A 25,751-nucleotide genomic window follows, 5' to 3' on the forward strand; every position below is an offset into this window, starting at 1 on the left:
CCCGGCGTCAGCGCGCGCGCCACCTGCCGGCCTCGGGCGGTGGGGGACTCGGCTCGCCGTCCGCGCCGAAGGCCCTGGCCCCGGCCAGCAGCCGCGTCAGGGCCGCGCCGTGCCGCAGCCCGGTCGGCAGGTTGGCGCGGGCGACGTCCCGCTGCAGCGCGTCGACCGACAGGGGCTCCGCGCTCGCCACGAGCACGGAGTTGCCGAAGCGTCGTCCCTTGAGCACCTCGTGGGTCGCGAGCAGGGCGACGTGGGGGAGCGACTGTGCCACGGTCGCGACCACCCTTGCCACCCAACGCATCCCGGGCTCGTCAGCGAGGTTCCAGAGCGCCAGCCCCTGCGGTCTGAGCACCCGGGCGACCCCGCTCACGTATGCCGTCCCGACGAGCTCGCCGGGCACGCGCCCTCCCGCGTAGGCGTCGGTGACGACGGCGTCGGCGGAGTCGTCCTTGAGCGCGGCCACCCCGGTGAGGCCGTTGACGGGCCGCACGCGGATCCGGTGGCGTCGGGGGAGCGGCACCTCGGCGCGCACGAGGTCGGTGAGGGCGGCATCCGGCTCGAGGACAATCTGCGGGGAACCCGGGCGGGTGGCCTCGACCCACCGGGGCAGCGTGAGCCCCGCGCCGCCGACGTGCGTCACCCCGAGCGGTCCGGCGGGCAGCGTGTCGAGCGCGAGGGCCAGGTGCTGGACGTACTCGAAGACGAGCAGCGTCGGGTCGTCGGGCTGCACGTGCGACTGGGGCGAGCCGTCCATGTGCACGGTGACGCCGCCGCGCTCGTCCCACTCGAGGGAGACGTGGTCGGCGCTCACTCGAGCACCTGGACGAGGGTGCGCTCCTCGCCGTACCGGGTGAAGCCGGCCCTCCGCAGGATCGGTGACGACGTCTCGACGACGCCGTGGGTCAGCGCCAGTGTCGCCCCGGCCGCGCGGGCATGGGCCAGACGGGCGCGCAGCACGGCGCGGTAGGCGCCACGGCCACGCAGGGTGCTGCGCGTCCCCCCGCCCCAGAGACGGCACACGCCGTCGACGAGGCCGTAGCCGCCGGTGCTGGCGGCGCGGCCGTCGACGTAGGCCACCCAACGCCCGACGGAACCGTCGGTGAGTCCGCGCCGCACCTCGGCCAGCGCCGTCGCGACCTGCTCGTCGGCCGGCTCACCACCCCCGAAGGCGTCGTTGCCGACGACGATGGCGTCGCGGGTCGTCGCCTCGTCCGTGACCGGTCGCACCTCGACGTCGTCGGGCACGGCGAGGTCGGGGAGGTCGCCGTCCAGCGGGAGGGCGAGCACGTCCATCCGGTCCACGACCTGCGCGCCCCGGCGCAGCAGCTCCGGTTCGAGGCCCCGGGGCCGGGTGAACTCCGACAGCCGCCACCAGATCCGGTCCCGGCCCCACCCCCGCGCGACCGTCGTGATCTCGTCGACGAGCTCGTCGGGGGCCCGCTCGGAGCCGAAGACGCGAGCCGAGGTCGGGGTGATGAAGTAGTCGGGAAAGGCGACGACGAGGTACTCGTCGTTCTGCACGTGGGGGGCTCCCTCAGGCACCCAGGCCCACACGTTGGAGGCGGCCAGCACCGACTCGGCGTCCCAGGTCGTCGTCACCCCGACAGGTTACGGTTCAGCCATGCGATTCGGTCTGGCCATCCTGCCCGAGCACTCCTGGCGCGCGGCCGAGCCGATGTGGCGCGAGGCCGAGCGGATGGGCTTCGACCACGCGTGGACGTTCGACCACGTCGTGTGGGGAGGCCTGCCCGACTCGCCGTGGTTCGGCGCGGTGCCCACGCTCGCCGCCGCGGCCGCGGTCACCGAGCGCATCGGGCTCGGCACCTTCGTGTCGTCGCCCAACAACCACCACCCGGTGCAGTTCATGCGCGAGGTGCTCTCGCTCGACGACATCTCGGGCGGTCGCTTCCTCCTCGGCATCGGCACGGGCGGCGACCTCGACGCGCGGATCACCGGCGACGACCTGCCCCTGCGCGACCGGGTGGCCCGGTTCCACGAGTTCACCGACCTGCTCGACCGGCTGCTGAGCGACGACCACGTCGACGCCGAGGGCCGCTTCTACGCCGCCCGCGACGTGCGCACCCTGCCCGGGCCCGTCCGTGGCGGCGACACCGGCAACCGCGTGCCGCTCGTCATCGCCGCCAACGGCCCCAAGGCGATCCGGCTCGCCGTCGACCGCGGTGACGCGTGGATGACCTACGGCGGCACGGCCGACACCGACGAGGACTGGTGGCAGCTCGTGGCGGGCCACGCGCGCCGCGTCGACGACGCGCTGGAGGCGACGGGGCGCGACGGCACCAGCTTCGCCCGCTACCTCAACCTCGACTCGGCGCCGACCTTCTCGCTGACGAGCCCCGCCGCCTTCGAGCACGCGGTCGGACGGGCCCGCGAGCTCGGCTTCACCGACGTCATCACGCACTGGCCGCGCCCGACCGACCCCTACCGCGGCACGCGCGACGTGCTCGACGCCGTCGTCGCCGACGTCCTCCCGCGCTGGCGCACGCCCGCCTGAGCCGCCGGTGCGGCGGACGTCCCGTCGGTGCGCGCGGCTACCCTGCCCGTATGCCGCCACGTCGCCGAACGCCCGTCGCCGAGGGGCACGCCGCCCTCACGGCCTGCCGCGACTCCGGGTGGGCTGCCGACCGGCGCACGACGGCGACCGCCGTGCGCTACACCCTCGAGGAGCTCGCGACCGTGGCCCCGGGGCGCACCGTCGAGGTCCGGGTGCCACCGCACGGCGCGGTCCAGTGCATCGAGGGACCGGTCCACACCCGCGGCACCCCGCCCAACGTCATCGAGACCGACGCCGCCACCTGGCTCCGCCTGGCCGTGGGCGAGCTGGTCTGGGACGACGCCCTCGCGGCCGCCCGGGTGCGGGCCAGCGGGCAGCGCGCCCACCTCGACGGACTCCTGCCGCTCACCTCGCTTAGGCTGGAGGGGTGACCATGCCCTCGCCGAACCACAGCCCCGAGCGCCCCCGCATCCCGAACTTCAAGCGCTTCCTCGTGACCGGTGCGGTGCTCGGCTTCATCGTCGGCGCCGTCATCTCGCTCCTCGGCGACGAGGTGCAGGGCTACACGACCACGACGGGTGCCCTCTACATCGGCGCCCTCGGTGCCTTCGTCGGCACCGGCCTGGCCGGGGTGCTCGGCATCGTCCTCGACCGTTCGGGTCGCGACCGGCCGTGACCGCCGAAGCGGCGGGCGGCACGTCCGCCGGGCCGACCGGGCCGACCGGGCCGACCGGGCCGACCGGGCCGACCGGGCCGCTCGCTGGGCTGCGCGTCGTCGAGCTCGCCGGCCTCGGGCCGGCGCCGTTCGCGGCGATGCTGCTCGCCGACCTCGGGGCCGACGTCGTGCGCATCGACCGGCCGGGCGAGCCGTCGCTGCCCGTACCGCTGCCGCCGGAGGCCGACCTGCTTCGCCGTGGACGCCCGTCCGTGTGCCTCGACCTCAAGCATCCCGACGGCCTCTCGACCGCACTCGCCCTCGTCGATCGGGCCGACGTGCTCGTCGAGGGCTACCGTCCCGGCGTCGCCGAGCGGCTCGGCCTCGGGCCCGACGTGTGCCTCGCCCGCCGTCCGGCCCTCGTCTACGGGCGGATGACGGGGTGGGGGCAGGACGGCCCGCTCGCGCAGGCGGCCGGCCACGACATCGGCTACGTCGCGGTGACCGGTGCGCTGCACGCCATCGGCCGCGCCGGCGGCCCGCCGCAGGTGCCGGTCAACCTCGTCGGCGACTTCGGCGGGGGAGCACTCTACCTCGTCGTCGGCGTCCTCGCCGCGCTGCACGAGGCGCGCGCGAGCGGCCGGGGCCAGGTGGTCGACGCCGCGATCGTCGACGGCACGTGCCACCTGTCGGCGCTCGTGACGAGCCTCGTCGCGGCCGGGCTGTGGTCAGACCGGCGCGGCACGAACCTGCTCGACACCGGCGCCCCGTTCTACGACGTCTACGAGACGAGCGACGGCGGCTGGCTCGCCGTCGGCCCCCTCGAGCCGGCCTTCTACGCCGAGCTGCTCCGGCTGCTCGACCTCACCGACCGCGCGCCCGACCGCCTCGACCCCCGCTGCTGGCCGCAGCTGCGGGCCCTGTTCGCCGAGACCTTCCGCAGCCGCACCCGCGCGGCGTGGACCGCCGTCTTCGAGGGCACCGACGCCTGCGTCGAGCCGGTGCTGAGCTATGCCGAGGCCCCGGCCCACCCGCACCTCGCGGCGCGCGGCACCTACGTCGAGCACCACGGCACCGTCCAGCCGGCCCCCGCGCCGCGGTTCTCCCGCACGCCCGCCGCTCTCGGGTCGCCGCCCACGGCCCCGGGGGCCGGCACCCGGGCAGCGCTGTCCGCGTGGGGGATCGACGACGTCGACGCCCTCATCGCCTCCGGCGCGGCCGTCCAGCCGTGAGGCTCTTCGTCGCCGTCCTCCCGCCCGACGAGGTGCTCGACGACCTCGAGGCGCACGTCGAGCCACGGCGTGACGCCGGCCCGGAGATCCGCTGGACCGACCGGCAGCAGTGGCACGTGACGCTCGCCTTCCTCGGCGCCGTGCCCGAGGCGCGCGTCGAGCCGCTGACCGACGCCCTCGCCGAGGCGGCCGCGCGCCGCGACCCGCTCGTGCTGCGCCTCGCCGGTGCGGGGGCCTTCCCCGGCCCGGACGCCGCCCGGGTGCTCTGGGCGGGCGTCGAGCAGCTGCGCGGTGACCTCGGGGCCGCGGCGGCCGGCATACGGCGGGCGGCGAGTGCGGCAGGGGCGAGCCCGGACGGCACGCGCTTCCGCGCGCACGTGACCCTGGGGCGCTTCCACCGGCCGACCGAGGCGACCCGCTGGATCCGCGCGCTCGACGCGTGGGAGGGCCCGGCGTGGCAGGTCGGGGCGCTCGCGCTCGTCGAGTCGCACCTCGGGCAGGGCCGGGAGCGACGGCCGCGCCACGAGGTGCTCGCCGAGCTGCCGCTGCGCCCGTGAGGCGCCCCGGGCACGGTCGGGCCAGCCCGGCCGCGTGTGCGACACTGGCGGCGTGGCACGTGGCGACGGGCGGTTGAACCATGACCTCATCCCCGGTGAGAAGGGCCCGCAGGACGCCTGCGGGGTCTTCGGCGTCTGGGCTCCCGGGGAGGACGTCGCCAAGCTGACGTACTTCGGGCTCTATGCGCTGCAGCACCGCGGCCAGGAGTCGGCCGGCATCGCGACCGGCGACGGCGAGAAGATCCTCGTCTACAAGGACATGGGGCTCGTCTCGCAGGTCTTCGACGAGACCGCGCTCAGCTCGCTCCGCGGCCACATCGCCATCGGCCACACGCGCTACTCCACGACCGGCGGCTCGACGTGGGAGAACGCCCAGCCGACGCTCGGCGGCACCGGTCGCAGCACGATCGCGCTCGCGCACAACGGCAACCTCATCAACACGGTCGAGCTCAAGGCCCTCGTCGACGAGCACTTCGACGGCGGCCGCATCACCGGCGAGCTCGCGCGCGGCAACACCTCCGACACCGCGCTCGTCACGACGCTGCTCTCCTCCGACGAGGACCGCACCCTGGAGCAGGCTGCCCTCGACCTGCTGCCGAAGCTGCGCGGCGCGTTCTCCTTCGTCTTCATGGACGAGACGAGCCTGTATGCGGCCCGTGACCCCTGGGGGGTGCGTCCCCTCGCGCTCGGCCGCCTCGAGCGCGGCTGGGTCGTCGCCTCCGAGACCGCGGCGCTGCAGACGATCGGCGCGGCCGTGATCCGCGAGGTCGAGCCCGGCGAGCTCATCGTCATCGACGAGGACGGCCTGCGCTCCCACAAGTTCGCGACGCCCCAGCCCAAGGGGTGCGTCTTCGAGTACGTCTACCTCGCCCGGCCCGACGCCGTCATCCGCGGCCGGGTCGTGCACGAGGCCCGCGTCGAGATGGGCCGCGTGCTCGCACGTGAGCACCCCGTCGACGCCGACCTCGTCATCGGCGTGCCCGAGTCGGGCGTGCCCGCGGCCGTGGGGTACTCGCAGGAGAGCGGCATCCCGTTCGGGCAGGGCTTCGTCAAGAACGCCTACGTCGGGCGCACCTTCATCCAGCCGTCGCAGACGCTGCGCCAGCTCGGCATCCGGCTCAAGCTCAACCCGCTCGAGCACACGATCCGCGGCAAGCGCCTCGTCGTCGTCGACGACACCATCGTGCGCGGCAACACCCAGCGCGCGCAGATCCGCATGCTCCGCGAGGCGGGAGCGGCCGAGATCCACGTGCGCATCTCGGCGCCGCCCGTACAGTGGCCCTGCTTCTACGGCATCGACTTCGCCACGCGCGCCGAGCTCATCGCGTCGGGCCTCGGCGTCGAGGAGATCCGTGCCTCGATCGGCGCCGACTCGCTCGGCTACATCTCCGAGGAGGGGATGATCGGCGCGACGAACCAGCCCGCCGACGAGCTCTGCGCGGCCTGCTTCACCGGCCGCTACCCGATCGAGCTGCCCGAGGACGGCCGCATCGGCAAGCACGTGCTCGAGACCCTCCCGCTCACGGTCCGCACCGGCCACGACCGCTCCGTCGACGTCGACGGCGTCAGCCTCGGTGTCGCCGTGGGCGGCGAGAACGCCCTCCGCCACCCCTGACCGGAGCCCCCTTCTCCGACTGCCGGTTCGATGTATCCCACGGTCACCCGTGACCGTGGGATACATCGAACCGGCAGCGGTGCGAGGTGTGCGCCGTCTGACGCAGGTTGTCGAGCATCACGTGGACGCCCTCCCGGTGCTGGGCCCCGTCGACCTCCACGACGAGATCGCAACAGGACCAACCCACGTCGAGGTAGAGGCGACCGCGGGGACCCTGCCTCACGACCTGGCGGCATGGCTCCGGGATGCCTCGTGCGCGGCACAGCCGGGCGAAGTCGAGCTCACCCAGCGACTGCACGCCGAACGCGATGTCGCCGACCACGCCCTTGATGAAGGCTCGGCGAGTGCGGCCCCGGATGCGGCGCTGCTCCGTCGCGAGCAGTCCCGGCGAGGTGAGGCGCTGCTGGACCACCATGAGCAGGACGAGGGCAGCCTGCCGGTCGGACTGCGCCCAGTGCGCCGCCCGGATCGCCGCCACCGCGGGCCGGGTCCGAGGCACTCCGGCCCGGACGAGCTCGCCCTCCACGCGGCGGATGACCTTGTGGATCCGGATGCCGTCGAGCGGGACCGTGTTGTGGTTGTGCTTGGCGGAGACATGGATGCGCTCGTCGTCGAAGGTGCGCAGACCGTCGGCCTGCAGCGCCGTGACGCCGTCGAGCACGGCGATCGACTCGCCGACCTCCCACACGGCGCGCCACCGTTGCGCCACCACGTCGAGCGGCCCGGTGTGCACGGCCACGGTGTGCCGGCCGTGCAGGCGCCAGCGCCCCGACTCGACGGCTCTGCGGACGTGGATCTCCTGAAGGCCGGCGGCGTAGAGCTGACGTCTGGAGGCGACGCCACCCTGGGGCTCGGCGACGAGCCGGGCGGCAGCCAGCCGTTGAAGGTCCATGTGGAGACACTGGCGACCCGGCCCAGGACGGTCACCCGGCACCTGTCGACCTGTGGACGAGCGAGCCGCAGGGCGGAGACCTGTGGACGGCGCCCACTCCGTTCGATGTATCGCACGGTCGGTGCTGACCGCTGGATACATCGAATCGGGGGAGAAGCGGGGGCCGGTAGGGTGTGGGGGTGAGCGATGCCCCCATCACGTATGCGTCCGCCGGTGTCGACGTCGAGGCGGGTGACCGGGCCGTCGAGCTGATGAAGGCCTCGGTGCGCCGGGCCACCCGGCCCGAGGTGCTCGGCGGGCTCGGCGGTTTCGCGGGCATGTTCGACGCCAGCGCCCTGGCCCGCATGACGCGACCGGTCCTCGCCACGAGCACCGACGGCGTCGGCACCAAGGTGGCGATCGCCCAGGCCCTCGACGTGCACGACACCATCGGTTTCGACCTCGTCGGCATGGTCGTCGACGACATCGTCGTGTGCGGCGCCGAACCGCTCTTCATGACCGACTACATCGCGACCGGCAAGGTCGTGCCCGAGCGCATCGCGGCCATCGTCGGCGGCATCGCCCGGGCCTGCGAGGAGGCCGGGGTGGCGCTCGTCGGCGGCGAGACGGCCGAGCACCCGGGCCTGCTCGACCCCGAGGAGTACGACGTGGCGGGCGCGGCGACCGGGGTCGTCGAGCACGCGGCCGTGCTCGGCCCGCACCGCGTGGCCGACGGCGACGTCGTCGTAGCCCTGGCGAGCAGCGGCCTGCACAGCAACGGCTACAGCCTCGTGCGGCGCGTCGTGTCGAGCGCCGGGTGGGCGCTCGACCGGCACGTCGACGACTTCGGCCGCACCCTCGGCGAGGAGCTGCTCGAGCCCACGCGCCTCTACACCCGTCCGCTGCTCGAGATCATCGCCGACGACGGCGTCGACGTGCACGCCCTGAGCCACGTCACCGGCGGCGGGCTGGCCGCCAACCTCGCCCGGGTGCTGCCCACCGGCACCTTCGCCCGGCTCGACCGGTCGAGCTGGACCCCGCCGGCCGTCTTCCGCACCGTGCAGGACCTCGGACGCGTGCCGCAGGCCGACATCGAGCGCACCCTCAACCAGGGGGTCGGCTTCGTCGCCGTCCTGCCCGAGGCGCACGCGGACCGCGCCATCGCGCTCAGCGAGGCCCGCGGCATCCGGGCGTGGCGCCTCGGCGAGGTCACCACCGAGGAGCGGGCGCAGGCCGACGGCCGCATCGCCACAGGGCTCGAGGTCGTCCGCGGCGCCAAGGGCGTCGACGGCGGAGCGGTCCAGGTCGTCGGGGAGCACCCCGTCGGCTGACCGGCCGAGTGGTCCACCCGTCTCGCGCCCACGCCCAGACGTTCCGGTCGTCGTCGCCTCCGAGCGGGTCGGGCCGGCGGCAGCCGGGCAGGCCGACATGAGCCGGAGCACGGATGCCGGTGCGTGGGGCTGATCGGGCAGGTCCCGGGCAGCACCGATCGCGCGCCGGGTGCGAACACCCGACGCACGAGGTGCAGACGGAAGAGGAGGGGCGAGCTCAGCGCTCGCCCGAGGCCCACTTCCCGTATTCGTCGTACTCGTCGTCGACGGCACGTGGCTGGGCGGACGTGTCGCGTTGCGACGGTCCGTGCAGCTCACGCTCCAGCGCGCTCAAGTCCGTGTCAGGTGTGTAGTACTTGAGCTGCCGTGCGACCTTGGTCTGCTTGGCTTTGGCTCGGCCGCGCCCCATGGCGTGACCCCCTCGTGCGTCGTGCCGGGACGGCATCGCTCGTCGAGGAACCTGGTGGCTCTTCGATGTCCGCGTAGCGGCCCCGGGAATGTGTGTGTTCTCGTGGTGCTAACGCTACATGAGTGACGCAAATCCCGCCGCCGGCAGACCCGCGACTCGCCCGGCCCGGGCCTGCAGCGGTGAGGTCGCCGGCCACCAGGTCCGGGAGCGCGCCGGTCGACGCGGGCCGCGACGCCTCCTCGGCGTCTCCCCGAGCGACTCCCCGAGCGACTCCCGAGCGACTCCCGGGCGACTCGTCGAAGGCCTCGGCGACCCCTCGACCACCCTCGGCGACCCTCCCGAGGGCCCTCGTGGCGCGCTCGGCCGCTATACACCACCGAAAAAAAAGTCGCACCGATTTGAGACTTTTCGGTGTTTAACTGCCATTGAGGCGCTCGAGACTTTACCCTTGCTTTACTGAGCCCCGCTTGGGGCGCATGCGTGTCGCTGCACCTAGCGACAGGGTGGTGGGGATATGACAATGACGACTCAGGATCGACACGAGACCGAGAAGCTGCTGACTCCTGCCGAAGTTGCAGCCCTTTTCCGGGTGGACCCGAAGACGGTGACCCGGTGGGCCAAGGCAGGCAAGCTGACTTCGATCCGGACCCTTGGTGGGCACCGGAGGTACCGCGAGTCAGAGGTTCGCGACCTTTTGGGTGGCGGGCACTGAGCAGGACCGTGAGTAGGGGGTAAGCACGGCCGAACAGACGGGGGAGGGCGCCACGCGGTGCCCTCCCCCGACTGCTCCCCGGCCGGGCTGTGTGCTCCCGACCAGCCAGGGGTCGCCGTCGGGGGACGGCGGCTCCTAGGCTGGGTCGATGGAGCTCCCTCCCGACATCACGGCCATCACCCTCGGGGTGCGTGACGTCGCGGCGTCGCGCGCGTTCTACGTCGAGGGCCTCGGCTTCCGGGAGGTGCTGCACCTGCCCGGCGACATCTGCTTCGTGCAGTGCGCCCCGGGCCAGCTGCTCGCGCTCTGGGACGTCGCGGCGATGCCGGGCGAGTACGGCGACGTCGCGCACGGGTCGAGCGCCCCGCCGGCGTCGTTGGGCCACAACACCGCGACGGCCGACGAGGTCGAGAGGCTGTATGCCGCAGCGCTCGCCGCGGGGGCCACGTCGGTGTCCGCCCCGACGACGCGCGAGTGGGGCGGCACGAGTGCGTGCGTCGCCGACCCCGACGGCTTCCGCTGGGACCTCGTGCACAACCCGAACTTCCGCGTCGACCCCGACGGCACCGTGCACCTCGGCGAGGCACCGGACCAGGCGCCGGACCAGGCGCGGGACCAGGCGCGGGACTAGGCCTCCGCCAGGCGCGCCTGCCACGGGTGGCCGTGCGGCAGGGCGTCGACGACGCGTCGGAGCAGCGCCAACTCGGGCGCACCCAGCAGCGGGAGGGCGGCCTCGAGGTCGGCGTCGTCCTTGGGTCGGGGCGCGGCGGCCTTGTGGGCGAGGACGAGCTCGGGGCGGAGGTAGCGCACGCCGTCGCGCTCCCACGTCGCGTCGTCCAGCGGGAGCACGAGCGAGGGGTCGCGCTTGAACTGCCACCGGCCGTCGACGTCCGGGTTGAGCAGGATCTCCCCGCGCCACGGCGCGAGGGCGTGCGCGCGCACCCAGATCTGGCCGGAGTCCCCGGGCACGGCCCGCCCCGGCGGCAGGTGGAGCAGGCCCGAGTCACCGGCCGACCACAGGTGCCAGTCGCGCTCGAGGTGCGCGCGGATCGCCCCGGTGTCACGGCGGAGCACCGACACGTCGATGTCCTCGTGGTGACGGGCGACGCCGGTGAACGCCTCGACGGCCCACCCGCCGGCCACCCACCACGGCACGCCGACCCCGTCCAGCAGGTCACGGACCTCGGCCGGGGTCCACGATCGCTGGGGCCCGTAGACGTGCTGGAACTCCTCGGGCCCGAGCCACTGCTGCCTGCCGGCCGTCTGCGCGTCCTCGTCGCCCACGGCGTCACGCTAGCGCCAGGGCCCGGCCCTCAGTGCCCGAGCGCCCTCAGCTGGAGGCGCAGGGCCAGGCGCGTCTCCGGGTCGTGCAGGTCGAGCTCGACGACCTCCGACAGGCGCTGCAGCCGGTAGCGCAGGGTGTTGGGGTGCACGTGCAGGCGGGCCGCCGCCTCGCGCGGGTCGCCCGGGTGGTCGAGCCAGGCCGCGAGGGTGCGCAGGTATGCCGTGTCGTGGCCGTCGTCGTGCTCGCGCAGCGCGGCGACGGGGCCGAGCAGCTCCTCGGTCCAGATGCCGCCGAGGGCGCGGGCGTTCGTCACGGCCGCCCACGCGTCCTCGACCGTCGTCGTCGCGCCGGCCACCCGCCCGGCCTCGCGCAGCCGCTGCACCTCGACCGCCTCGCGCCGCGACCGGTCGAGCTCGGTCGCGCGGGTGACCCGGCCGCCGGCGCTCGCGGTGGCCGTCGGGGCGACACCGGCCACCTCCCCGACGACGTCCAGGAGCCACTCCCACGTGCCGGGGGAGTCGTCGGCCGGGACGTCCCGCACGAGGGCCAGGGCGACGCCGTCGTAGACCGCGAGCAGCGGCTGGCGCCACGACCGGCGCCGGGCCACCGACTCCCACACGTCGAGCTCGCGCTCGGGGTCGCCGGGGTGGTGCCGGCCGGGATGGGGATCGCCGGAGCTCTCGCCGGGGCGAGGCTCGCCGGGTCGGGCCTCACCGGAGTGCGCGCCGGAGAGCACGACGACCCGCCACGGAGCGGGTGGCAGCCAGCCCTCGGCCTCGAGCGTGTCGCCGCTCAGCAGTGCCCGCAGCCGGTCGGCGGCCACCCTGCGGGCGAGGTCGGCCTGCGAGCGCAGCCGCAGCAGGTGCAGCGCCACGACCGACGCGGTCTGGGCCAGTGAGGCGAGCACCGGCGCCGGGGGCTGCTCGTCGACGACGGCCCAGATGGAGCCGAGCCACTCGGTGCCGGCGCGCACCGGCACCACCGCGCGGGCGCCGAGGCCGCGACCGGCCGGCACGAAGAACGGCTCGTCGGAGCGCGCGAGCCGGCGGAAGACCCCGCGCCCGCGCAGGCCCGCGAGCACCTCGTCGGGCACCCGCCGGCCGACGATCGTCGAGACGCGGGCGGGGTCGGCGACGTCCTGGGTCGAGGAGTAGGCGAGCACGCGCGACTGCGTGTCCTCGATGGTGATGGGGGCGCCGACGAGCGCCGCGCACGCGTCGGCGAGGGCGAAGAGCTCGTCGAGCACCGGACCCTCGGCGCGCAGGGTGGGCCCGCTCGCCGCGCGGTCGAGCACCCCGCGCAGCAGCCACACGACGTGCGCCCACGAGGCGTGGTCGGCGAGCTCGACGAGCGGCACCCCGACCCGGCTCGCCGCCGCGCGCACGCGGGGGTGGCGTGCCGCGACCCGCCGCAGCACGACGGCGCCACTGCCGGCGGAGGCCGCGCCCTCGAGCAGCGCGACCGCGTCGTCCGCCCGCTCGACACCGACACCGAGCAGCAGGTCGCCGGCCTGGCCGAAGACCCCGGATGCCGGCTCCGCGAGGGTCACGTCGTCGACCGTGGCCCCACCGGCGGCCACGGCGACGGTGAGCAGCCCTCCGCCGAGCGTGTCGACGAGCCGGTTGACCGCGAGGCCGACCGTCGTGGTGGACGACGTGCGGGTGGCGGACTGCGAGCGCGAGGGGGCTGACGGCATACCCCATTGTCGCGCCCCGCTGTGCCGTGAGCACAAGGAGAGCCCGGAAGTCTGGCATTCCGGCACCACGTGGAGCGCACCCCCCGGCCCGACCATGGACGCAGGCACCAGCCCGTCAGTGTTGCCGAGTCCCGCCGAGAACCAGGAGCCGACCCGCATGTCCGCCGTGAACCCCACCGCCCCCGCCCCCCAGCGCGTCGCCGTCGTCGGCGCCGGCATGGTCGGCCTCGCGACCGCCTGGTTCCTCCAGGAGCGTGGCGTCGAGGTGACCGTCATCGACCGCGACGGCGTGGCCGCCGGCGCGTCCTGGGGCAACGCCGGCTGGCTGACCCCCGGCATCGCGACGCCGCTGCCCGAGCCGGCGGTGCTGAAGTACGGCCTGCGGGCCGTGCTCAGCCCGAGCTCGCCGGTCTACGTGCCGCCGAGCGCACGCCCCGACTTCCTGCGCTTCGTCACCGGCTTCACCCGCAACAGCACGATGAAGGCGTGGAAGAAGGCCATGGGCGCGCTCGTGCCCGTCAACGACCTGTCGCTCGCCAGCTTCGACCTGCTGCGTGACGGCGGCGTCGACGCCGAGACGTACGAGGCGAAGTCGTTCACGGCCGCCTACCGCACCGCCGAGGAGCGCCAGACCCTGCTCGAGGAGATCGAGCACATCCACGCCTCGGGCGGCGACATCACCTTCGACGTCCTCTCGGGCGACGAGGCCCGGGCCATCGAGCCGGCCCTGTCCGACGAGATCGGCGCCGCGATCGTGCTGCACGGCCAGCGCTTCATCAACCCCGGCGCCTACGTCGCGGCGCTCGCCGACTCCGTCACGGCCCGCGGCGGCAAGATCCTCACCGGTAGCGCCGTCGCCGGCCTCACCGAGACCGCCTCGGGCGTCACGCTGACGACCGAGATGGGCACGACCGAGCAGTACGACGCCGTCGTCGTGGCGACCGGTGCCTGGCTCGGTCGCCTGGCCCGCGAGTTCGGCGTCAAGCGAGTCGTGCAGGCCGGTCGCGGCTACTCCTTCAGCGTCGCCGTCGACGACCTGCCCAACGGCCCGGTCTACTTCCCGGCCGCCCGCGTGGCCTGCACGCCCGTCGGTGACCGCCTGCGCGTCGCCGGCATGATGGAGTTCCGCCAGCCGGAGGCCGCCCTCGACCCGCGGCGCATCCAGGCCATCGTCGAGTCGGCCCGCCCGCTGCTGCAGGGCGCCGACCTCGACCACCGCCAGGACGAGTGGGTCGGCTCGCGCCCCTGCACCGTCGACGGCCTGCCGCTCATCGGGGCCACCCGCAGCTCGAAGGTCTTCGTCGCCGGCGGCCACGGCATGTGGGGCATCACCCTCGGCCCGGTCACCGGTCGCCTCCTCGCCGAGCAGATCGTGACGGGCACCGCGCCCGCGCAGCTCGCGCCGTTCGACCCCCTGCGCTGAGACACCGGCTGCGCTGAGACACCCGCTGCGCTGAGACACCGGCTGCGCGCGGCGCGCGAGCACGGACAGGGCCCACCTGACGATCAGTCGTCAGGTGGGCCTCGGCGTGCGTCCCCCATCCCGCCGGCCCGTGCACGAGGCGGGCGGCGGCGGACGGCCGCCGCCGGACCCCTCAGTGCGGCGGCGACCGTCTCTGGTGCTTCGGAGTCCCGGCGCGGGCGGATGGGGGCTCGGGGGAAAAAGTTTCCCCGACCCCTCAGGCGGGGGTCAGCACGACGAGCGAGTAGGCGCCCACGGAGACCGTCCCGTGGGCGACCGACCCCTCGCCGGAGTCCGGGCCCTCGCCCTCCGGACCCTCCACCGGCCCCTCGACGGCGTCGACGCCCTGCGTGTCGTGACCGGCGAAGAGGGCGCTGTAGGTCGACGCGTCGGAGTTGAAGCGCACGGCCCAGTGCCCCCCGTGGGGCAGCCGCGTGCTCACCTCGCGCGGCTCGGCGGCCGCGTTGACGACCACGACGGCGGCGGCGTCGTCCGACTGCCGCGCCCAGGCGAGGGTCTTGGCCCCGTCGTCGAGGTGCAGCACGTCGAACCCCTCGCCCCGCAGGCCGCGCGAGACACCCTCGGCGTCGCGCCGGAGAAGTATGAGGTCGCGCGTGAGGCGGACGATGTCGCGGAACTGCTCCGCGCGCTCCCAGTCGAGCGGCACGTCGTCGCGGAACCACTCGTCCTCGAGGAACTCCTGGCCCTGGAAGAGCATCGGGATGCCGGGCGCCGTCAGGGCGAGGGCGAAGCCGAGGGTGGCCCGCTTCTGGGCGGCCCAGCCGCTCGGGTCGTCGCCGTCGACCTCGTGGGGCACCCGGAGCTTGCCGTTCGCGACCTCGTCGTGGCTCTCGGTGTAGACGATGCGCCGGAAGGGCTCGTCGACGCCGCGCAGCGCCTCGGCGAGCGCGCCCATCGAGCGACCGGAGTCGTCGACGGCCGTGAGCAGCTCGCGGACGGGGTGCACGAAGCTCGTGTCCCACTGGGCGTGGAAGCCGGCTCCACCGTCGTCGGTCGAGGTCATCGCCGGGTCGGCCTGCAGGTCCTCGGCGATGAGGATCTTGTCGGGGTGGCGCTCGCGGACCGTCGAGGTGATGGCGCGCATGACGTCCCAGCCCTCCGGCAGGTCGCCGGTGCCGAGCCCGTCGACGGTGCGGACGTAGAGCGTCGCGTCGAAGCGCAGCCCGTCGAGGTGGAACTCCTCGAGCCACATGAGCACGTTGTCGAGCAGGTAGGCCCGCACCTCCTCACGGCCGTAGTCGGGCCGGGTGTCACCCCACGGGGTGGCCGACCGCTCGTCGTTGTAGAAGTAGATGCCGCCCTTGTCGTTCTCGCTCCACCCGTCGAACTGCCACAGGGACAGGTCGCTCGGACCGTAGTGGTTGAGCACGACGTCGAGGATGACGGCGATGCCGTGCCGGTGCGCCTCGCGCACGAACGCCTTGAGGGCGTCGGCGCCGCCGTAGCCGCTCTCGACGGCGAACGGGTTCGACGGGTTGTAGCCCCAGGAGTAGTCGCCGGCGAACTCGGCGACCGGCATCAGCTCGACGGCGGTGATGCCGAGCTCGGCGAGGTAGCCGAGCTTGCCCGCCAGGCCGCCGAGGTCGCCCGCGTCGCCCTCGGAGGCGACGAACGAGCCGATGTGCGTCTCGTAGATGACGAGCTCGTCGTGCGGCGGGCAGCCGAACGAGTCTCCCTCCCAGTCGAATCCGTCGCGGTCGTAGATGACGGCGTTGCCCGACGAGTTCGTGACGACGCGGGCGCGCGGGTCGATGCGCATGAGGCGCTGGTCGCCGTTCGTGATGACGAACTGGTACTCGTCCCCGGCGCGCGCCCCCTCGACGTCGGCGTACCAGTGTCCGTGCTCCTCGGCCTCGAGCGGGTGGCCGTCCTCGGACCAGTCGGTGAAGCTGCCGGTGACCGCGACGGCGTCGGCGTTGGGGGCCCACACGCGGAAGGCGGTGCCCCCGTCGTGGGGCATCGACCCGAGGCCGGGACGGTGGGGTTCGGGGGCGGGCATGTCGGGCTCCAGTCTGCGGCGCGTCAGGGGGGCGGCCACCCCCGGGCGTCGCCGGCCGTGGAGGGACCGACCCGTGACGTACCCGTTCGCGGCCCGTCAGCCGACGAGCAGGTATGCCGGGTGCTCGGGCAGGGCGCCCGTGTCGCGCAGGTGCCGGGCGAGCAGGAGCGCGCCGTCGAGGGCGCCGCCCCGGGCGGGGGAGCGGTGGGCGCCGCGCTCGGCGAGCCGGGCCTCCAGCGCGGCCGCGACCGGCGCCGCGGCGAGCAGGCCACCGGTGGCCGCGAGCGCCGGCTGCTCGAGGCCCTCGGCGGCGCGCAGCAGCGCGTCCGCGAGGTCGGTGCCCGACCGGGTGCAGAGGGCGAGGGCGACCGGGTCGTGGGCCGCGGCCTCCGTCACGAGGGGCGCGACCGCGGCGAGCCGCTCGGGGGCGTCCGGGGTCGTCATGACGAGGCGGGGCCAGCCCTCCGGCGGCCCGAGCAGGTCGGTGGCCGCGGCGAGCAGCACCGGTGAACCGTCGGGGAGTCCGTCGTGGGCGCGCAGGGCGGCCCGCAGCCCGGCCATGCCGAGGGTGGCGGCCGACCCGGCGTCGCCGAGCACGTGGCCCCAACCGTCGACGCGCCGCCACTGGCGGTCGAAGTCGGTGCCGAAGGCGACGGCCCCCGTGCCGGCCGCGACGACGGCGCCGGGGGCCACGCGACCCGTCGCACCGACGAGCCCGGCGACGGCGTCGCTGACGACGACGGTGCGCCGGGCGCCCAGGCCCTCGGCCACCGTGCGCATCACCTCGGCCCGGTCGGCGAGGAAGAGCAGGCCGCGCATCGACCAGACGAGGACGTCCGGGCGGGCCGGGTCCGTGGCGCCGGAGGGGGCGTCGGAACGGGCGTCGGCCGACGCGAGCAGGGCCCGAGCGTCGCTCACGAGGGCCGGCACGTCGATGCCGCCCGCCCCGACCCGCGCCCCCGGTGCGGTGAGCACGGGACCGGGGGTGCCGGCACCCGTGCGCAGCCGCAGGCCCGAGCCCCCGACGTCGACGGCGACGAGCGGGCCCGTCACTTGGCCATGCCGGCGGTGAGGCCCGCCACGATCTGCTTCGTGGCCACGAGGAAGAGGACGACGAGCGGGATCGTCGTGATGACGAGCCCGGCGAAGACGGCCGAGTAGTTCGTCGCGTTCTCGCCGAAGAAGTTCGTCAGGCCGACCGGGAGGGTGTACTTCTCCTCGTTGCGCAGCAGCACCAGCGGGAAGAGGAAGTCGTTCCAGATCGGCACGAAGCGGAAGACGGCCACCGTGGCGAGGGCGGGGCGCACGAGGGGCACCATGATCCGCGTGAACGTCTGCCACGGGCTGGCTCCGTCGAGCGCCGCTGCCTCTTCGAGCTCCTCGGGGAGCTGCCGGAAGAACGTCGTCAGCACGAAGATCGAGAACGGCACGCCCGACGCGGCATACATGAGCACGAGGCCGAGGCGGGAGTCGATGAGTCCGAGGCCGTCGAAGAGGTAGAAGATCGGCAGGATCGCGAGGTGGATCGGCAGCATGAGGCCGGAGAGGAAGAGCGCCTCGAGCCAGCGGAAGATCCGGGAGCGACCGCGGGCGATCGCGTAGGCGGCCATCGTCGCCACCGCGGTCGAGATCGCGACCGCGCCGACCGTGACGAGGAGCGAGTTGCCGAAGTACGTCGCGAAGTTGCCGGTCGTCCAGGCCTCGACGTAGCTCGCGGTCGTCGGCGGGGTGGGCAGGCCGAGCGGGTCGGTGATGAGGTCGGCGTTGCTGCGGAAGCTGTTGCTCAGCATGAGCAGCAGCGGCACGAGGGCGAGCGCCGCATAGCCCCAGAGGAGCACGCTCGCGCCGGCACCGCCGACGGGAGCGCCGGCCCGGGGCGGGCGTCGGCGGCCGCGCGTGGCCGGGCGCGGGACGACCGGCTCCTCCGCGGCCTCGGTGGGGACGATGACCGTGGTCATGCGGTGATCCTCCGCTCGTGACGGCGCAGGACGGCCGTGGCGGCGTACGCACCGCCGAAGATGATGAGGAAGAGCAGCGTCGCGAGGGCCGACGAGCTGCCGATGGCGTCGGTCGCGCCGGAGTCGAAGGCCGTGCGGTAGAAGAGCAGCGAGACGAAGTCCGTTGCCCCGGCCGGGTTTCCGGTCGACCCGCCGAACGCGTACGGCAGGGCGAACGCCTCCATGGCGAAGATGAAGGTCAGCACCGAGACCGTGCCGATGGCCGGGACGAGGAGCGGCAGGGTGATCTTGAAGAACGCCTGGCGGTTCGTCGCGCCGTCGACGCGGGCGGCCTCGGTCAGCTCCTCGGGCACGCCGCCGAGGGCCGCGCCGTAGAGCAGCACGGGGAAGCCGATCCACTGCCAGACGCTGACGAGGATGACGACCCAGATGGCCGTCTTCGGGTCACCGAGCCACGGCAGCGCCCACGACTCGAGCCCGACCTTCGTCAGCAGCGTGTTGACGGGCCCGAAGGTCGGCGAGAGCAGCAGCGTCCAGAGGTAGCCGATGACGATGGGGCTCACGAGGTAGGGCATCGCGTAGAGCGTCTGCAGCACCCGGCGGCTGCGCGGGCGGCTGTAGAGCAGGTAGGCGATGGCCAGCCCGAACGTGTTCTGGATGAGCATCGTGCCGACGAAGAAGAGCACGTTGTGCAGCAGCGCGCGCGGGAGGTCGGTCGTGAAGGGAGCCTTGGTGAAGAGCGTCACGAAGTTCTCCAGCCCTGCGAATGCTCCGCGGGTCGTGCCCTGCCACGAGAAGAAGGCGTACGAGAACGCCGTCACCATCGGGTAGAGCACGAACACCGCGAAGAGCGCGAGGGCGGGCGCGACGAAGACAAGGCCGGTGCGGCGCCTCATGCTGTGCCTTTCGGGTCGAGCGTCAGGCGCTCGGCTTGAACCAGGTCTTGATGCCGGTGTCGAGGTCCTGGCTGACGCCGCCGGCGTCCTTGGACCCGAGCAGCATCTCCTGCAGGCCCTTGCCGAGCAGGTCGGTGCCCGACGGCGAGCCGTAGCGGAAGTCGGTGAGCAGCAGGTAGGGCGAGCCGGAGTTCGTGTAGTTGTCGCTCATCTGCTTGAGCAGCGGGTCGCTGGGGTCGACGCCCGGCACGGCCGAGATCTGCTTGATGTCGTCGTTCACCATCTGGCCGAACTCCTTGGAGGTCATCCACTTCACGAGCTCCGTGGCCTCGGTCGGGTGCTTCGACTTGGCGCTGACGGCGAAGTTGCCATCGGCCCATCCTGCCGTGGTGGCGGCGGACCCGCTCGGGGAGCCCGGGGCCGGCGGCACCTGGAAGATGCCGATCTTCATGGCCGGGTTGGCCTTCTGCAGCACCGAGAGGTCGAAGGAGCCGCCGGGGATCATCGCGGCCTTCTCGGCCGAGAAGAGCGTCTGGGCGTCGGTCTGGGCCACGCCCGTGACGTTCTTCGGCATGTACTTCTCGAGGTCGCCGACGACCTTGACCGAGTCGACCCAGTCGGGGTCGGTGAACGAGGTCTTGCCCGAGAGCACGTCGTCCTGGAAGGCCTTGCCGCCGAAGCGGGCACCTGCGAGCACCTCGTGCACGATCGGCAGCGTCCAGTCGTCCTTGGCGCCGACGGCGATCGGCGTGACGCCGGCCGACATGAGCTTGTCGTTGGCGGCGATGAACTCGTCCCACGTCTTCGGCGCGGCGATGCCGTTCTTCTCGAAGAGGCCCTGGTTGTAGAACATCTGCACGGTCTGGCGGGCGAGGGGCACCGAGTAGGTCTTGCCGTCCTCCTTGCCCTTGGCGCTTGCGACGACGTTCTCGTCCCAGCCGGTGAGGTCGACCTTGCCGTCGAGGGGCAGGAGCGACTTGGCGGCGACCGTGCCCTGGAGCTGGCCGTAGGAGCGAACCTGCGGCACGTCGGGGCCGCTCGAGCCGGCGAGGCCGGTCGCGAGGATCTTGTTGTACTCCGTCGCCTTGAAGGCCTTGAAGTCGACCGTGACGCCGGGGTGCGCTTTCTCGTAGGCCGCGAAGATCTTCTTGTAGGCGGCCTCGTCCTCGACGCGCCACGACCACACCGACAGGGTGACGTCGCCGCCTCCGCCGCCGCTGCCCGAGGAGCCCGACGAGGACGGGGAGCAGGCCGTCACGGCGAGCGTGCCCGTGAGGGCGGCGATCGTGAGGACCGTGCGGCGGGTGAGACGCGACGAGCCGGTGGGGCGTGAGGACGTCATGGGTGGAGCTCCTGTCGGTGCTGCAGCGTGCCGGGTGGTGGCGCGCATGGGGTGGTGGGTCGGGTGGTGGGTCGGACGCTTCTTCGGTCAGGGGTGCTGGGTCGAGCGGTTCGTCGTGCCGGCGGTGGGGGAGCGGGAAGGGGAGGGCGGGTTCAGTGGATCCGGGCCGGGCCGGCCGTCACGGGTCCGCCCAGCACGACGAGGGCCTGCGCGACCGAGCCGTCGTGGTCGGCGATGGCGCGGCGGGCGCTCGCGGCGTCGACGCCGGCCAGCATCGACAGGAGCGCGGGCTTCAGCTCGCCGTCGGCGTCGTCGAGGGCGCGGCGGGCCTGCTCGGCGCTCGCGCCGGTGGCCTCCTGCAGGATGCGCACGACCCGGCCCCGCAGCTTGGCGTTCGTCGCGACGACGTCGACCATGAGGTTGCTCCACGTGCGGCCGAGGCGGATCATCACGGCGGTCGAGAACGAGTTGAGGATGAGCTTCTGCGCGGTGCCGGCCTTGAGACGGGTCGACCCGGTGAGCGCCTCGGGTCCGGTGTCGGCGGCGAGGAGGTGGTCGGCGAGCGGGGCGAGCTCGGCGTGCGGGTTGGCGGTGACGAGGGCGGTCACGGCGCCGATCTCACGGGCACGGGCGAGCGCGCCGGCCACGAAGGGAGTGCGTCCCGAGGCGGTGAGGCCGATGGCGACGTCACCCCGGTGGAGCATGCCGGCCTCGGAGCGGCCGAGGTCGACGTCGTCCTCGACGTTCTCGACGGCCTGGAGCAGCGCGGCCGGTCCGCCCGCGTGGTGGGCGACGACGAGTCCCGCCGGCGCGTTGAACGTCGGGCGCAGCTCGGCGGCGTCGAGCACGGCCAGGCGGCCCGACGTGCCGGCGCCGAAGTAGTGCACGGCGCCCCCGTGGCGCAGGGACTCGACGGCCCGGTCGACGAGGAGGGCGAGCTCCGGCAGCACGGCGCTCACGGCGCCGGCGACGGTGGCGTCCTCGGCGTTGAGCGCACGGAGGATGTCGAGCGACGGGTGGGTGTCGATCGACATCGTCCCCGGATGGCGCTCCTCGGTGGGGGCGTCCACGGTCACCTCGCTGCTCACCCGAGCGATGTTAGTTTCCTACGCCACCAGCGTCAATGGTGTAAATGAGTAACATCTGTCGACTCCCGTCGGGTCAGTCGGTGACGTGGTGGCCGGCCACGGCCTCGCGCGTCTCGGCGACGGCCTTGCGCACCCGGCGCAGGTTGCGCTGGGCGACCGCGATGTAGAGGCAGTCGACCACCGTGAGCGCCGCGATGCGGCTCGCCGTGGCGCCCGAGCGCAGGCTCGTCTCGCGCGCGGCCGTCGTGAGCAGGAAGTCGACGCCCTCGGCGAGCCGGGAGAGCGGGAAGTTCGTGATCGCGAGGGTCTTGGCGCCCGTCGAGCGCGCGGCGGCGAGCGCCTCGATCGTCTCGGTCGTCGTCCCGGAGTGCGAGATGCCGATGGCGATGTCGCCCGCCCCGAGCAGCGTGGCGCTCGTCAGGGCGAGGTGCGGGTCGTTCCAGGCGAAGGCGACGATGCCGATGCGGTGCAGCTTCTGCTGGAGGTCGACGCCGACGACCGCGCTCGCGGCCACCCCGTAGATGTCGACGCGGCCGGCCTTGGCGATGACCGCGGCCGCCGCCGCGAGCGCCTCGCGGTCGAGCTGCTGGGCCGTCTCCTCGACCGCGCTCGCGTCGGTGAAGGCGACCTTGGCGATGATGTCGTCGATCGTGTCGCTCGCGCTGATGTCCGTGCCGCCCTGCACGAGCGTGCGCGGGTGGGCCGACTCCTCGGCGAGTGCGAGCCGCAGCCGTGGGTAGCCGGGCAGGCCGAGCCGCCGGCAGAAGCGCAGCACCGTGGTCTCGGACGTGCGCGCCGCCGCGGCGAGCTCGCTGATGGTCAGTCCGGCCGCCCGCCGCGCGTCGGCGAGCACGATGTCGGCCACGCGGTCCTCGGCGGGCGACAGCGAGGGCTTGATGCCCCGGAGCCGGATGAGCAGGGAGGTGCTCATCGCGGCGGCGGTGGCCGGCGCTCCGTCCTCGGTCTTGGGCATGGCCCTACGCTACGGCGTCGCGGCCCGTCGGCCGCCACCCATCCGCCGTCAGCGACTCGGGGTGTCGCTCCGCGTCGAGCAGCAGGCCGCGGTGCCCCGTGACGCGGATGCCGTCGACGAGCACCCCACGGCCGAGGTATGCCGCGTCGGTCGTCAGGCGCCAGCGCACGAGCTGGGTGCCGCCTGCGAGGGCGGCCCGCGCCTCCATCCAGCGTCGGGTGCCGGACCCGGCCACGGTGCCGTCCGTCGTCCGCGTGGCGCCGCGGTCCTTGAGCGTGAAGGGCAACGGTGCCCACGTCGCGCCGCCGTCCGTCGAGCGCTCGAGGTGGAGCAGGTCGGTCTCCTCCGTGTCGACGAAGAGGTCGAAGCCGAGACGGGCGCCGCGGGCGTCGACCGCGAGGGGGCGTGTCGTGAGGGTCGCGGTCGTCGCGTCGGAACCGCCGGCATACCAGGACGTGCGGCCGTGGCGCGGGCGGACGGGCATCGCGGTGGCGAGCCCGTGGGCCCACTCGCGGCGGGCCCCGTTGACCGATCCCCAGTCGCGAGAAGGGTGCACGCGGTTCGTCAGGAGGATGGCGAAGGAACGGCTGTCGAAGTCGATGACGATCGACGTCCCGGTGTAGCCGGTGTGGCCCGCGGTGCGCGGGCCGGAGAGCGCGTCCATGTACCAGCGCTGGTCGAGCTCGAAGCCCAGGCCGTGCGCGTCGCCGGGGAAGGCCTCGTTGAAGTTCGTGATGAGCTGCTCGACGCTCGAGCGTTCGAGGATGCGGTGGCCCCGGTAGGTGCCCCCGTTGAGCAGGGCCTGCGAGAGCACGGCGAGGTCGTCGACCGTCGAGAAGACGCCGGCGTGCCCCGCGACGCCGCCGAGCGACCAGGCGTTCTCGTCGTGCACCTCGCCGCGCACCATGCCGCGCGGCGGTGCCGTCTGGAACTCGGTCGCGGCGGTGCGGTCGACCGCGGTCGGGTTGTAGCCGGTGTCGGTCATGCGCAGGGGAGCCGTGATGCGGTCGTGCACGACGCGGTCGAGCGACTCGCCGCGCAGCCGCTCGACCATGACGCCGAGCGTGATGAGGTTGAGATCGCTGTAGAGGTAGGTCGTGCCCGGAGCGTTGGTCAGGGGCTGGTCCATGACGGCCTTGATTCGCGAGGCCTTGTCGGGCCACTTGCTCCAGAGCGGCAGCCACGAGGTGAAGCCGGAGGTGTGCGTCAGCAGCTGGCGCACGGTCACCGCCTCCTTGCCGCCTGCGGCGAACTCGGGCAGGTAGGTCGCCACCGGGCTCTCGAGGGAGACCCGCCCCTCCTCGACGAGCTGCACGACGGCGATCGAGGTGAACAGCTTCGACATCGAGGCGAGGTCGAAGATCGTGTCGGTGCGCATGGGGACCCAGGCGTCACGGGGCAGCTCGGTCGTCGCGTCGGCGTACCGGAGGGCCCAGCCGCTCGCGTCGCGCTCGACGATGCGCCCGTCGTGACCCATGATCCCGACGGCTCCCGCGAAGAGGGGGTGCCCACCGGCCGTGGCCTGCTCGTGGGCGTGGATCCGGTCGACGGCCTCCGCGATGGGCGCCGGGTCGAGGCCGACCCGGGCGGGCGCGGCGTCGCGCAGCACCGTGCGCGGCGACGCGAACCCCGGGTGGGGGTCGTCGAAGTCGTCGGCGGTGGCGGGCGCGGCCGTCATGAGGCCGCCCACGAGGACGAGGCTGCCGAGGGCCGGGACGAGGGTGCGCAGGCGCATGTCACTCCTGAAGGGTGCCGCAGCGGGGGACGGGGAGGGGCGGGCAGGGGGTCAGCGGGTGGCGCCGCGGTAGAGCAGGTACGGGCGCCGGCGTGCGTCGAAGGCGGCGAGCTCGCGCCGCCACGCACCGACGACCTCGTCGGCGTCGGCGCCGGCCGAGATCTGCGTGCGCAGGCGCTGCGACCCGGTCAGCTTGTCGATCCAGTAGGGCCGCGCCGGGTCGTAGCTGTCGTAGCGCCAGGCGAAGTCGGGGTAGAGCCGCTTGGCCGCGACGAGCATCTCGACGGCCGACCGGATCGGGTCGAAGCGGCGGCCGTCGGTGACGTGCAGCTGCACGCCACCGCACACGACGCCGGTGTGCTTGCTGAAGGTCGGCGTGAAGTAGGCCTCGCGGAACATGACGCCCGGCAGGTCGAGCGCCGCGAGCGCCTCGGCCCAGCGGTAGTCGACGTACGGCGCGCCGATGAGCTCGAAGGGGCGCGTCGTGCCGCGTCCCTCGGAGAGGTTCGTGCCCTCGAACATGCCGGTACCGGGGTAGACGAGCGCCGTGTCGGGCGTCGGCATGTTGGGGCTCGGCGTCACCCACGGCAGGCCGGTCTCGGCGAAGGGGGTGCCGCGCGACCAGCCCGTCACCTCGACGACGGAGAGCTCCCCCAGCCGTTCCCCTGCGTCGGCCGGGAGGAACTCTCCGTCGAAGTAGCGCGCCAGCTCGCCGACGGTCATGCCGTGCGCCTGGACGATCTCCTTGGCACCGACGCCGGAGGTCCACGGCGTCGTCATCATCGGGCCGCGGGCCGTGCCGCCGACCGGGTTGGGCCGGTCGAGCACGACGAACCGGGCGTCGACGGCGACTGCTGCGCGCATCGCCGTGTACATGGTCCAGATGTAGGTGTAGAACCGCGCGCCGACGTCCTGGATGTCGAAGACGACGGTCTCGACCCCGGCCGTGCGGAACATCGAGGTCATCTTCTCGACGCCCGCGCCGTAGGCGTCGTAGACGGTGAGGCCGGTGCGCGGGTCGGTGTGGGTGCCCTCGGAGTCGCCGGCCTGCGCCGTGCCGCGGAAACCGTGCTCGGGGCCGAAGACGCCGACGATGTCCACGGCCCCCGACTCGTGCATCTCGTCGACGACGGTCCGGAGGTTGGTCAGGATGCCGGTCGGGTTCGTGATGACGCCGACCTTCTGCCCCGCGAGGACCTTCCAGCCGGAGGCAGCCGCGCGCTGGGCGCCGGTGAGCAGGGTCGTGCCGTGCGGTGGACGCCCCGGGCCACCCGGCCTGCCGGGACCACCGGGCCCGCCGTGGTTCTCGGCCGCGCCCGCCGACGCGGCGGTGGCGACGGCCCCGACGGTGCCGGCCGCGCCGGCGGCGAAGAGCTGTCTGCGGTTGAGGTTCGTCATGGGT

At 73.7% G+C, this 25,751-nt stretch carries 25 protein-coding genes; 10 read left to right on the forward strand and 15 right to left on the reverse strand.

Going from position 1 to position 25,751, the window contains the following annotated elements; genetic code table 11:
- Positions 1-7: 7 nt before the first annotated feature.
- Together ABD979_RS04285 and ABD979_RS04290 are read right to left on the reverse strand one after the other, a co-directional pair.
- A complete protein-coding gene (locus tag ABD979_RS04285) occupies positions 8-811 on the reverse strand; it encodes a spermidine synthase (RefSeq protein ID WP_345506205.1) in 804 nt (267 codons plus the stop codon).
- Entirely contained in the window at positions 808-1,599 is a 792-nt protein-coding gene (locus ABD979_RS04290) for a hypothetical protein (protein WP_345506206.1), read from the reverse strand. Before ABD979_RS04290 ends, ABD979_RS04285 begins: the two co-directional genes overlap by 4 nt.
- A gap of 22 nt (positions 1,600-1,621) precedes the next feature.
- Between ABD979_RS04290 and ABD979_RS04295 the strand changes: the two genes are divergently transcribed.
- Genes ABD979_RS04295 through purF form a run of 6 tightly spaced genes read left to right on the forward strand, consistent with a single transcriptional unit; the run spans position 1,622 to position 6,571 of the window.
- Entirely contained in the window at positions 1,622-2,512 is an 891-nt protein-coding gene (locus ABD979_RS04295; protein ID WP_345506207.1) for an LLM class flavin-dependent oxidoreductase, read from the forward strand.
- Positions 2,513-2,562: 50 nt separating this feature from the next.
- Positions 2,563-2,943, forward strand: a complete 381-nt coding sequence (locus ABD979_RS04300; protein ID WP_345506208.1) for a sterol carrier family protein — start codon at positions 2,563-2,565, stop codon at positions 2,941-2,943.
- Between the two features lie 2 nt (positions 2,944-2,945).
- Positions 2,946-3,188, forward strand: coding sequence for a hypothetical protein (locus ABD979_RS04305; RefSeq protein WP_345506343.1), 243 nt, complete (start codon positions 2,946-2,948; stop codon positions 3,186-3,188).
- Positions 3,185-4,399 (forward strand): CaiB/BaiF CoA transferase family protein, encoded by a 1,215-nt coding sequence (locus ABD979_RS04310; RefSeq protein ID WP_345506209.1) that lies wholly within the window; start codon positions 3,185-3,187, stop codon positions 4,397-4,399. Before ABD979_RS04305 ends, ABD979_RS04310 begins: the two co-directional genes overlap by 4 nt.
- A complete protein-coding gene (gene thpR, locus ABD979_RS04315) occupies positions 4,396-4,956 on the forward strand; it encodes an RNA 2',3'-cyclic phosphodiesterase (RefSeq protein ID WP_345506210.1) in 561 nt (186 codons plus the stop codon). Before ABD979_RS04310 ends, thpR begins: the two co-directional genes overlap by 4 nt.
- A 52-nt stretch (positions 4,957-5,008) precedes the next feature.
- Entirely contained in the window at positions 5,009-6,571 is a 1,563-nt protein-coding gene (gene purF, locus ABD979_RS04320) for an amidophosphoribosyltransferase (RefSeq protein WP_345506211.1), read from the forward strand.
- 43 nt (positions 6,572-6,614) lie between these two features.
- Here purF and ABD979_RS04325 read toward each other — a convergent pair whose 3' ends face one another.
- Positions 6,615-7,463, reverse strand: a complete 849-nt coding sequence (locus ABD979_RS04325) for a hypothetical protein (protein WP_345506212.1) — start codon at positions 7,461-7,463, stop codon at positions 6,615-6,617.
- Positions 7,464-7,642: 179 nt separating this feature from the next.
- On the opposite strand from ABD979_RS04325, the gene purM reads away from it, so the two are divergent.
- Positions 7,643-8,773 carry a phosphoribosylformylglycinamidine cyclo-ligase gene (gene purM / locus ABD979_RS04330; RefSeq protein WP_345506213.1) on the forward strand — a complete coding sequence of 377 codons (1,131 nt, stop codon included), beginning with the start codon at positions 7,643-7,645 and terminating at the stop codon, positions 8,771-8,773.
- A gap of 217 nt (positions 8,774-8,990) precedes the next feature.
- On the opposite strand, the gene ABD979_RS04335 is transcribed toward purM, so the two are convergent.
- Positions 8,991-9,182, reverse strand: coding sequence for a DUF3073 domain-containing protein (locus tag ABD979_RS04335; protein ID WP_345506214.1), 192 nt, complete (start codon positions 9,180-9,182; stop codon positions 8,991-8,993).
- Between the two features lie 520 nt (positions 9,183-9,702).
- Between ABD979_RS04335 and ABD979_RS04340 the strand changes: the two genes are divergently transcribed.
- Positions 9,703-9,894 (forward strand): BldC family transcriptional regulator, encoded by a 192-nt coding sequence (locus tag ABD979_RS04340; RefSeq protein WP_045191048.1) that lies wholly within the window; start codon positions 9,703-9,705, stop codon positions 9,892-9,894.
- Positions 9,895-10,042: 148 nt separating this feature from the next.
- A complete protein-coding gene (locus ABD979_RS04345; protein WP_345506215.1) occupies positions 10,043-10,525 on the forward strand; it encodes a VOC family protein in 483 nt (160 codons plus the stop codon).
- Here the strand turns inward: ABD979_RS04345 and ABD979_RS04350 are convergent.
- Together ABD979_RS04350 and ABD979_RS04355 are read right to left on the reverse strand one after the other, a co-directional pair.
- Complete coding sequence (locus ABD979_RS04350; RefSeq protein ID WP_345506216.1) at positions 10,522-11,178, reverse strand: nucleotidyltransferase domain-containing protein; 657 nt, start codon at positions 11,176-11,178, stop codon at positions 10,522-10,524. The genes ABD979_RS04345 and ABD979_RS04350 overlap by 4 nt on opposite strands.
- Before the next feature lie 29 nt (positions 11,179-11,207).
- Entirely contained in the window at positions 11,208-12,875 is a 1,668-nt protein-coding gene (locus ABD979_RS04355; RefSeq protein ID WP_345506217.1) for a PucR family transcriptional regulator, read from the reverse strand.
- Positions 12,876-13,032: 157 nt separating this feature from the next.
- Here ABD979_RS04355 and ABD979_RS04360 point away from each other — a divergent pair, with 157 nt between their 5' ends.
- On the forward strand, positions 13,033-14,298 hold the full coding sequence (locus ABD979_RS04360; RefSeq protein WP_345506218.1) for an NAD(P)/FAD-dependent oxidoreductase: 1,266 nt from the start codon (positions 13,033-13,035) through the stop codon (positions 14,296-14,298).
- Positions 14,299-14,554: 256 nt separating this feature from the next.
- Here ABD979_RS04360 and ABD979_RS04365 read toward each other — a convergent pair whose 3' ends face one another.
- From ABD979_RS04365 to ABD979_RS04405, 9 genes are all read right to left on the reverse strand, one after another.
- Positions 14,555-16,357 (reverse strand): alpha-amylase family glycosyl hydrolase, encoded by a 1,803-nt coding sequence (locus ABD979_RS04365; protein ID WP_345506219.1) that lies wholly within the window; start codon positions 16,355-16,357, stop codon positions 14,555-14,557.
- Between the two features lie 96 nt (positions 16,358-16,453).
- Positions 16,454-17,410, reverse strand: coding sequence for an N-acetylglucosamine kinase (locus ABD979_RS04370; RefSeq protein ID WP_345506220.1), 957 nt, complete (start codon positions 17,408-17,410; stop codon positions 16,454-16,456).
- Entirely contained in the window at positions 17,407-18,315 is a 909-nt protein-coding gene (locus tag ABD979_RS04375) for a carbohydrate ABC transporter permease (RefSeq protein ID WP_345506221.1), read from the reverse strand. Before ABD979_RS04375 ends, ABD979_RS04370 begins: the two co-directional genes overlap by 4 nt.
- Complete coding sequence (locus ABD979_RS04380; protein WP_345506222.1) at positions 18,312-19,211, reverse strand: carbohydrate ABC transporter permease; 900 nt, start codon at positions 19,209-19,211, stop codon at positions 18,312-18,314. Before ABD979_RS04380 ends, ABD979_RS04375 begins: the two co-directional genes overlap by 4 nt.
- 22 nt (positions 19,212-19,233) lie before the next feature.
- The gene (locus tag ABD979_RS04385) at positions 19,234-20,553 is read right to left on the reverse strand and encodes an ABC transporter substrate-binding protein (protein WP_345506223.1); all 1,320 of its coding nucleotides are present in this window, start codon (positions 20,551-20,553) and stop codon (positions 19,234-19,236) included.
- A 152-nt stretch (positions 20,554-20,705) separates the two neighbouring features.
- Positions 20,706-21,641, reverse strand: coding sequence for an N-acetylmuramic acid 6-phosphate etherase (locus ABD979_RS04390; protein ID WP_345506224.1), 936 nt, complete (start codon positions 21,639-21,641; stop codon positions 20,706-20,708).
- 73 nt (positions 21,642-21,714) lie between these two features.
- A complete protein-coding gene (locus ABD979_RS04395; protein WP_345506225.1) occupies positions 21,715-22,614 on the reverse strand; it encodes a MurR/RpiR family transcriptional regulator in 900 nt (299 codons plus the stop codon).
- A gap of 4 nt (positions 22,615-22,618) precedes the next feature.
- The gene (locus ABD979_RS04400) at positions 22,619-24,349 is read right to left on the reverse strand and encodes a serine hydrolase domain-containing protein (protein WP_345506226.1); all 1,731 of its coding nucleotides are present in this window, start codon (positions 24,347-24,349) and stop codon (positions 22,619-22,621) included.
- A gap of 51 nt (positions 24,350-24,400) precedes the next feature.
- Positions 24,401-25,747, reverse strand: a complete 1,347-nt coding sequence (locus ABD979_RS04405; protein ID WP_345506227.1) for an exo-beta-N-acetylmuramidase NamZ family protein — start codon at positions 25,745-25,747, stop codon at positions 24,401-24,403.
- Between the last annotated feature and the right edge of the window lie 4 nt (positions 25,748-25,751).

Origin of the sequence: Terrabacter aeriphilus (assembly GCF_039542985.1) — a bacterium.
Lineage (GTDB): Bacteria > Actinomycetota > Actinomycetes > Actinomycetales > Dermatophilaceae > Terrabacter > Terrabacter aeriphilus.

Coding starts and splice junctions, on each gene's coding strand:
- ABD979_RS04335 (WP_345506214.1), bottom strand. CDS start 9,182: ATGGGGCGCGGCCGAGCCAAAGCCAAGCAGACCAAGGTCGCACGGCAG.
- ABD979_RS04345 (WP_345506215.1), top strand. CDS start 10,043: ATGGAGCTCCCTCCCGACATCACGGCCATCACCCTCGGGGTGCGTGAC.
- ABD979_RS04360 (WP_345506218.1), top strand. CDS start 13,033: ATGTCCGCCGTGAACCCCACCGCCCCCGCCCCCCAGCGCGTCGCCGTC.
- ABD979_RS04355 (WP_345506217.1), bottom strand. CDS start 12,875: ATGCCGTCAGCCCCCTCGCGCTCGCAGTCCGCCACCCGCACGTCGTCC.
- ABD979_RS04325 (WP_345506212.1), bottom strand. CDS start 7,463: ATGGACCTTCAACGGCTGGCTGCCGCCCGGCTCGTCGCCGAGCCCCAG.
- ABD979_RS04400 (WP_345506226.1), bottom strand. CDS start 24,349: ATGCGCCTGCGCACCCTCGTCCCGGCCCTCGGCAGCCTCGTCCTCGTG.
- ABD979_RS04405 (WP_345506227.1), bottom strand. CDS start 25,747: ATGACGAACCTCAACCGCAGACAGCTCTTCGCCGCCGGCGCGGCCGGC.
- ABD979_RS04305 (WP_345506343.1), top strand. CDS start 2,946: ATGCCCTCGCCGAACCACAGCCCCGAGCGCCCCCGCATCCCGAACTTC.
- ABD979_RS04375 (WP_345506221.1), bottom strand. CDS start 18,315: ATGACCACGGTCATCGTCCCCACCGAGGCCGCGGAGGAGCCGGTCGTC.
- ABD979_RS04295 (WP_345506207.1), top strand. CDS start 1,622: ATGCGATTCGGTCTGGCCATCCTGCCCGAGCACTCCTGGCGCGCGGCC.
- ABD979_RS04380 (WP_345506222.1), bottom strand. CDS start 19,211: ATGAGGCGCCGCACCGGCCTTGTCTTCGTCGCGCCCGCCCTCGCGCTC.
- ABD979_RS04385 (WP_345506223.1), bottom strand. CDS start 20,553: ATGACGTCCTCACGCCCCACCGGCTCGTCGCGTCTCACCCGCCGCACG.
- ABD979_RS04340 (WP_045191048.1), top strand. CDS start 9,703: ATGACGACTCAGGATCGACACGAGACCGAGAAGCTGCTGACTCCTGCC.
- ABD979_RS04300 (WP_345506208.1), top strand. CDS start 2,563: ATGCCGCCACGTCGCCGAACGCCCGTCGCCGAGGGGCACGCCGCCCTC.
- ABD979_RS04395 (WP_345506225.1), bottom strand. CDS start 22,614: ATGCCCAAGACCGAGGACGGAGCGCCGGCCACCGCCGCCGCGATGAGC.
- ABD979_RS04365 (WP_345506219.1), bottom strand. CDS start 16,357: ATGCCCGCCCCCGAACCCCACCGTCCCGGCCTCGGGTCGATGCCCCAC.